This is a genomic window from Providencia sp. PROV252, assembly GCF_033676005.1.
GTDB lineage: Bacteria > Pseudomonadota > Gammaproteobacteria > Enterobacterales > Enterobacteriaceae > Providencia > Providencia vermicola.
In genome coordinates this window covers 247,560-253,713 of sequence record NZ_CP096295.1, presented here as the reverse complement: position 1 = coordinate 253,713, position 6,154 = coordinate 247,560, and the positions used below count along the sequence as shown (strand labels likewise).

The window sequence follows — 6,154 nt, the reverse complement described above, 5'->3', positions numbered from 1 at the left end:
CGACAGGGATCTTTTAGGATCTGTTAGGAACTAATTAGGTTAATTATTAGGATCTAGCTTGTTGAAAAGTTGATAAGTGAAAACCAGCGCCCAACACAGGTACTGGTTTTTGTTTGGGTGGCTATTCTGCCCAATGGGCTTTGAGTTGTCTGTTAGCTTCATCTAACGCAGCTGAAGCTGAGGGCATGATGCGGTTATCGAAAACCCAGGGCGCATCTTTCCAGTTGCCTTGCTGCCGAATATAGCCCAGTCTTATCGCTTGCATGAATGTCATCGGCTTTGGGCTAATAGGATTCACCACCAGCCCCTTGGCGCGATTGACACGCACTTTCAGGTAAGCCAGCACACGCTCAGCCTGCGCTTCTTTTTGCCCTGACAAGTCCCAGATACTGCGTCTCAAATGCTTAATGGCTTCTTCACTGGTCACGCGTAATCCCTCGTAGAGTTCAGTACACTGATGCTTGGCAAATCGCACTGAAATTCAGTGTCATCGGCACGGTCTATCCAAGTTATACACGCTCCAGATCGCCATACCGCCAGAACGGGGTCGCTCATGCAGTTTTCAACACTCTCATCCGAGTCATCAAAGTCGTCGAACGTCGCTTCGCTATAGATGACAACATGGAGGAATTGCGGGTTTCTTTCCAATACAGCAAAAGCGTCGATCAGCGCGGATTTGTCAAATTTCAGCGTTACGTTCAAACAGCGAATATTATCTTGGAGTTTAAGTTCAGTCAGCATTGGTTACCCTTTCATGCCCTGAGGCTCTCTCATGGCGATCCTCAGCAGTTTTACGATGTTTTGTGCGAAATGATGCGATGAGTACCACATCGCATCGTAGAAAGCGTTACAGCGCTATTTCATTGCAGGCTCTTTTCGACCCAACGATATTCTTTGGATTGGAAATTATCCTGCAAGCAGATCGTGCATTTTCCGTTGCGGCACTCTGCGTAAACACTCCAGTGGAATGCGGGTGTATCACAGCTGCCGGAAACTGATTTAACAAAGCCACCGAGCTCATGCTTTTTTGCAATGGTAAGTTTGGACGTGGCGATAGCTGAGCGGAGCTCAAACGCATCAAACTCCACGGTAATTGACCCAGCTGGGAGCGTCACTTCGTTACAGACGGAGTACAGTTCGCGAGGTACGGTAAAGCAGGTATTAGCCAGCGCATATTGCTCAGCTGTTAGGTTTCGTGGCGACTCCACTGCACAGAGCAGCGTATCCCATGTAATGCCGATGTTTGCATCATGAGTGCGATCCACCAGCTGAAGCGCCTTGTGTGCCTCATATTCAGAAATGGGTTCCATCTCATTGTCAGACAAAACTTGGTGGATGTCTTCAGTATCCCACAGCTTGGAAAGCACAACATCGTATTGATTTTTTGTGGACAGGTGCGCGATTAACTCTTTGACTGTGCAGTACATAAGAAACCTCTTTTATTGATATTGTTTGTTTTGTTTACCTCTTTATTGAAGCATGACCTCAACCGCTGACGAAGAATAGATAGCAGAATAATTAATTTATTAGTTGCCATATTGGCAACCAATAGTTTAGATGCTACAATGTTGACAAATAGGAAACATGAGAGATGCAATGCACGTAATATCAAGAGAACCTTTTGACCAGGCATCCAAGCGATTTCCAAACAGTGCTCAGGCGCTATCTGACATATATCGAACACTCAAGCGCGACAGTTATCAAACGCCTGATGAGCTTAAAAAGGTTTTCCCCAGCCTTGATCGGATGAAGTATAGAGAGAAATGGTGGGTCATCGACATCAGTGGCAATTCATTAAGAATGATGTTTTTTGCCGACTTTGACCGGGGGAAAATATTCGTGAAACATATAACAACCCACGCTGAATACGATAGGTTGACTGATCACTACCGGAGAACAAAAGCATGATGTTTCAAGATGCAGTAAACGCAGCACAAAACCTGATAAGCATTGTGCCGTTATTGGGAAACAGCCATTCTCGCGAAGACTATGAAAAAGCCGTTCAACTGGTTGAGCACCTTGTCGAAAATGACCCAGACAACCCGCTTATCGACTTGATTTGCGCGAAGATTGATGCGTATGAAAAAACAGCGCCCGAATTTGCTGAATTTAACGAGCGCTTAGCAAAAAGCAATGGCGGTGTAGCAGCATTGAGAACGCTGATGGATCAATACCACCTTAATACGACAGACTTTCAAGATGAGCTCGGTTCGCGCTCATACGTTAGCCGCATCCTCAACGGTGAACGAGGATTAACACTGGAGCACATTAAAAAACTGTCTGCGCGTTTTAATATCCCTGCCTCCATTTTCATAGACTAAACGGTTACAATCGAGTTCCTACACTAACAAAAAACCCGCTTTTTATGCGGGTTTCTTTTTTGATTCAGTGGACAATCTTACCGAATTAGCTGCCGGTTGTGCAGAACAGTACAGGTCGCACCAAGACCCGCATGCAGCACGAAAGCTATCAACACAAATCCCCCTGAAGCTGGGATATGAAACGAGTCTAGGAAAGCCGTTGTCACCGTCAACATCAAACCAAAAAGGCCTATGTATTTAACCGCCAACGAGAGACACACAACCACTGGACTTCGCAGCCCTGGCAATTTGTGTGTTTCGTGATACTGGTACTTTGCATACAATCCACACAGCACCAGCAAGGACAATGTCATCAACGTTAAAGTGCCGATCAGTAGTGCCAGCATGACAACCCCCTTAACCCCAACTTGTCAGCCAATATGGCAAACGCTTTTCCACAGCTTTCGCGCTTCACCACTCACGTCGAATGAGTAGCTCTCACCCAACTCGTTATCATCGAACTTGCACACCAGGCCATACGGCGTAATGAGCATGTGCGCACCCGATACGCTGATCCCAAACAACCGGATGCTGATATGTACGGGAACAGACATCACCCCTTTACCCCTCTGGCGATATCGCTCTAACGCCGAACTGAACATGCCGCGATTAATCAGCACCTCCAGCAAGTGTTCGTTAACCCAACTACCCTGGCCGCCAAAGACGGTTGAATTCGGATTTACGCTGATAATGTTTCGTGGCTTCATCTATCCCCCCTGCGCTCTTTTCAGCGCCTCACTTTGGATGGCGTTCCCCCCCGGTATCGGGAAGTTCCAGTATCACTCAGCAGATATCGCTGACGAAAAAACCGCCCGAAGGCGGCTTTGACATTGGCTGTTAGAGGTCAATTTCCAGTAGAACAGTTTTGACCATCGTGCCGGACTCTTTGAAAGCTTTGTCTTCCAGTTCAGTGAATGAGCCCCCGAGCAGTTTCACACGCTCACGGAAGGCCTTGGTCAAGGCATCTTCACGGAACAGCACGCCCGCAGACAAAATGCCCCGCAGGCGACCACCTTGCGTATACACCCCACCTGAAAGCAGCAGATCCAACGCTCGGTTTGTATGCTTAATGTCGGCCTTATTTTTGAAAGGCGGGTTCATGATGATGACATCGAATTTCTCGTCCATTTCATGGCTGAGAAAATCAGCATTGACCAGTTCAAGGCTTGTGCCCGTAAATTCAGGGTTTACCAGCGACGTAATTTCAGGGTCGCTGTTCAGTTGCTGAACGCGCTTTTCATCCAGCTCAACAGCCACGATATTGAGGTTTTTTGCCGCTTTAGCCACAGCTTTGACAATACGCCCATCACCGCAGGACGGCTCCAGCACTCGATCCCCGTCCTGAATATTGGCACTGGTAACCATCGTATTGATGATTTTTTCCGGCGTTGGAAAAAAGTTGAAGTCGTCTTTTGGCACCACAACCGATCCAGACAGGATAATGTCGTCGATACGCCCTTCCGCACTGCCATCAAAAATATGGGCTTTCTCTTTGCGGTTCCACTTCCCACCAGCGGCTTCAAGCACCTTGTTGGTGTTGGTGTACAGGCGACGATCCAGCTGGCCTTCCAGGAAGAGTTTGTTGCCCTCCACACGCGCTTCAGACAGAACTGCGAGGACGTCATTTGATACTTGCATTTCTTACCCCAATTTATTGATATTGAATTAGCCACCAGCCCCACGCTGACGGCTTAAATTGCTTTACCCGATCACTACGACGGATTGATAGCTTTCAGCAGCCAGTACGTCGTCTTCATCGTTGTCCTGCCAGAACATGGCTGGTAGACGATCAACTTCAAGATGGCTTGGCATCCATCCCAGAGTGCGTGCAACCCAGAAACTTCGGGTATGCCCAGCATTATCGACAACGGATACCCGTTCGCCTTCATAGCCCACCAGCTGAGGACTCAGGTTCCCAGTGCATTGCAAACCGGTGCGCTTCGCGTACTGATGGCCTTTTTCCATCATTGCCATACACTCGGTGTAATGCTCGAAAGAGCCTGCTTTGCTCTTCGGTTCGACAACCCCCATCCACTGAGCCACGGCTTTTGCACGCTTCGCCAGCAGGGCTATCCCGACCTTGAAAACACCACGGTCTTGAGTGAAAACGTATTGCTGTTTTAGCTTGTCGATTTTCAGCTGGTTCATAACGGGTTTCCTCGTTGCGATAATGTTCGGCCTGCGATCAGACCGAACGATTAGGTGTCAGACTACGTACTGTACGTTTAACTCTTGATGAAGCTGCTTTAGGACTGTTTCCCCACTCAATTCCAGCGATTCCATTTTTCCACCGATATAGGCAGCGCCAGTCACTTCAGTGTGGAAAAACGCGCCACGATAAATGATGCTATTCATGACAATGGAGATAACCCCCACGCTGCGAAGCTCATACAACAGCTCTTCTGCCGTCCATTCCATCGCATTGATCCAACCACGCAAATCCTCCAATGCCCCTTCATCTGGCGTAGGAGCCGCAAGCAGTTCATCCAGCTGCTGCACAAACTCATGGTCTGGCTTAAACGCTCTAAGAAAGCTACCAATCGCTTCTTTTCCACTTAGTCGATTAAAACCGAATGAGACACTGCGATTAGATGAATGGAAAAACTCCAACCCTTCTTTGGGCAAGGATCCAATGGGCGCATCTGCACTAAACGTGACGATAAAACTTTGGATAAATTCTTGCTTATCTGACATGTGAATCCTCTTTTCTTATTGGTATCGTTGTTTTGTTTACTTAACCAGTAAAACATGACCTAAGCCGCTGACGAATAATAGAAAAGAGATTATTTTGAGAAACAATATCGAGTAGTGAAAATGTTATTTCCGGAAGGACTCCACAGCTATTTTCCCGTGGTAATGATGAAGCGCGCGAACGCTTTCCTTGTGGTCGTCATCACCCGCCTTGCCCGATTGGCTGTATCGCTTAGTTGTCTGGTATCGCTCAACCAAAGCCATATACTCCGGATCATTTGCCCGGTCATAACGGACAGCAAAGCGACGGCTGACCCCAAACTTGTTTCTACGGTTGGCACCCATGAATCTTCCTTTTAAACCCGAGTTGGTTCGATAGGAAGATCATCCCACAGGTTCAGCGCTGACAAAGAGGTTCAAAATAAAATACATTCCCCCTGTTTTTACTGGTTGAACAGCCTCCCAATTATCAAATCACTACCTTTGCTCGTGTAATGTATCCCGTCATGGGTTCGTACCTGCACATCGTTCACGGTAAGGTTAAACTGACGCCCAATAGCGACCTCGGGGTCGAAAAAAGCGATCTGTGTTTCATCCACCGCCTGACGGATTGCTTGTCTGGTATTTACCAAGGCGGCTTCGGTGGCAGGATTCTTCATTGCAGGTGGCAATATCCAGATAATCGATGCACCGGGGTTGCTCTGCTGGATTTGCTGGATAAACTGTGTTGCCTTCTGCTGGTAGTTCGTGACTTGGTTTGCACCGATGCCGTCATTAGCCCCCAGAGAGATAACCACGGTCTCATAGTCCTGAAAACTCATTGTCTGAACATAATCGTTCCACTTTACCGAACTGCGGTCGGTAAGCCCTGTGCTCTCCTTATAAAGGCCGTCTACTGGGATGTGCTTCTTTGCGCTCGTCGCGAGGGTATAGGTTAAGCTATCACCGATAAACAGTGGCTTAGCCAATGATATTGCAGGCAGGAACAGGGTAAGAAATAAGGCAGTTTTCATAACTATTTCCAGGTCGATACACTGCCGATGATTTTAAAAAAGATACTTTTTTAATCCACGTTAAAGGCCGACGCTTTGCGGACAAAAAAG

12 protein-coding genes are annotated in these 6,154 nt (G+C 47.5%); 2 read left to right on the top strand and 10 right to left on the bottom strand.

Features of this window, described 5'->3' with window-relative positions:
• Positions 1 to 121: 121 nt before the first annotated feature.
• From M1F05_RS22710 to M1F05_RS22700, 3 genes are all read right to left on the bottom strand, one after another.
• Positions 122 to 400, bottom strand: a complete 279-nt coding sequence (locus tag M1F05_RS22710) for a hypothetical protein (protein ID WP_162762192.1) — start codon at positions 398 to 400, stop codon at positions 122 to 124.
• 23 nt (positions 401 to 423) lie between these two features.
• Positions 424 to 741, bottom strand: coding sequence for a hypothetical protein (locus M1F05_RS22705; RefSeq protein ID WP_042847040.1), 318 nt, complete (start codon positions 739 to 741; stop codon positions 424 to 426).
• A 119-nt stretch (positions 742 to 860) separates the two neighbouring features.
• Positions 861 to 1,427, bottom strand: coding sequence for a hypothetical protein (locus tag M1F05_RS22700; RefSeq protein ID WP_042847041.1), 567 nt, complete (start codon positions 1,425 to 1,427; stop codon positions 861 to 863).
• Positions 1,428 to 1,596: 169 nt separating this feature from the next.
• Between M1F05_RS22700 and M1F05_RS22695 the strand changes: the two genes are divergently transcribed.
• Both M1F05_RS22695 and M1F05_RS22690 read left to right on the top strand, forming a co-directional pair.
• Positions 1,597 to 1,908: a type II toxin-antitoxin system HigB family toxin gene (locus tag M1F05_RS22695; RefSeq protein ID WP_042847414.1), complete on the top strand. Its 312-nt coding sequence runs from the start codon at positions 1,597 to 1,599 to the stop codon at positions 1,906 to 1,908.
• Positions 1,905 to 2,321 (top strand): helix-turn-helix domain-containing protein, encoded by a 417-nt coding sequence (locus tag M1F05_RS22690; RefSeq protein WP_042847042.1) that lies wholly within the window; start codon positions 1,905 to 1,907, stop codon positions 2,319 to 2,321. Before M1F05_RS22695 ends, M1F05_RS22690 begins: the two co-directional genes overlap by 4 nt.
• A gap of 77 nt (positions 2,322 to 2,398) precedes the next feature.
• Here M1F05_RS22690 and M1F05_RS22685 read toward each other — a convergent pair whose 3' ends face one another.
• The 7 genes from M1F05_RS22685 to M1F05_RS22655 form a co-directional block, all read right to left on the bottom strand.
• The gene (locus tag M1F05_RS22685) at positions 2,399 to 2,707 is read right to left on the bottom strand and encodes a hypothetical protein (RefSeq protein ID WP_166268285.1); all 309 of its coding nucleotides are present in this window, start codon (positions 2,705 to 2,707) and stop codon (positions 2,399 to 2,401) included.
• Between the two features lie 24 nt (positions 2,708 to 2,731).
• A complete protein-coding gene (locus M1F05_RS22680; RefSeq protein ID WP_166268283.1) occupies positions 2,732 to 3,067 on the bottom strand; it encodes a hypothetical protein in 336 nt (111 codons plus the stop codon).
• Between the two features lie 130 nt (positions 3,068 to 3,197).
• Positions 3,198 to 3,998 (bottom strand): methyltransferase, encoded by an 801-nt coding sequence (locus M1F05_RS22675; protein ID WP_042847045.1) that lies wholly within the window; start codon positions 3,996 to 3,998, stop codon positions 3,198 to 3,200.
• 63 nt (positions 3,999 to 4,061) lie between these two features.
• On the bottom strand, positions 4,062 to 4,508 hold the full coding sequence (locus M1F05_RS22670) for a hypothetical protein (RefSeq protein ID WP_052219361.1): 447 nt from the start codon (positions 4,506 to 4,508) through the stop codon (positions 4,062 to 4,064).
• Between the two features lie 57 nt (positions 4,509 to 4,565).
• Positions 4,566 to 5,054, bottom strand: a complete 489-nt coding sequence (locus M1F05_RS22665; protein WP_042847046.1) for a hypothetical protein — start codon at positions 5,052 to 5,054, stop codon at positions 4,566 to 4,568.
• A 123-nt stretch (positions 5,055 to 5,177) separates the two neighbouring features.
• Positions 5,178 to 5,396 (bottom strand): hypothetical protein, encoded by a 219-nt coding sequence (locus M1F05_RS22660; protein ID WP_042847047.1) that lies wholly within the window; start codon positions 5,394 to 5,396, stop codon positions 5,178 to 5,180.
• 98 nt (positions 5,397 to 5,494) lie between these two features.
• A complete protein-coding gene (locus M1F05_RS22655) occupies positions 5,495 to 6,064 on the bottom strand; it encodes a GDSL-type esterase/lipase family protein (RefSeq protein ID WP_072035184.1) in 570 nt (189 codons plus the stop codon).
• Positions 6,065 to 6,154: the final 90 nt, after the last annotated feature.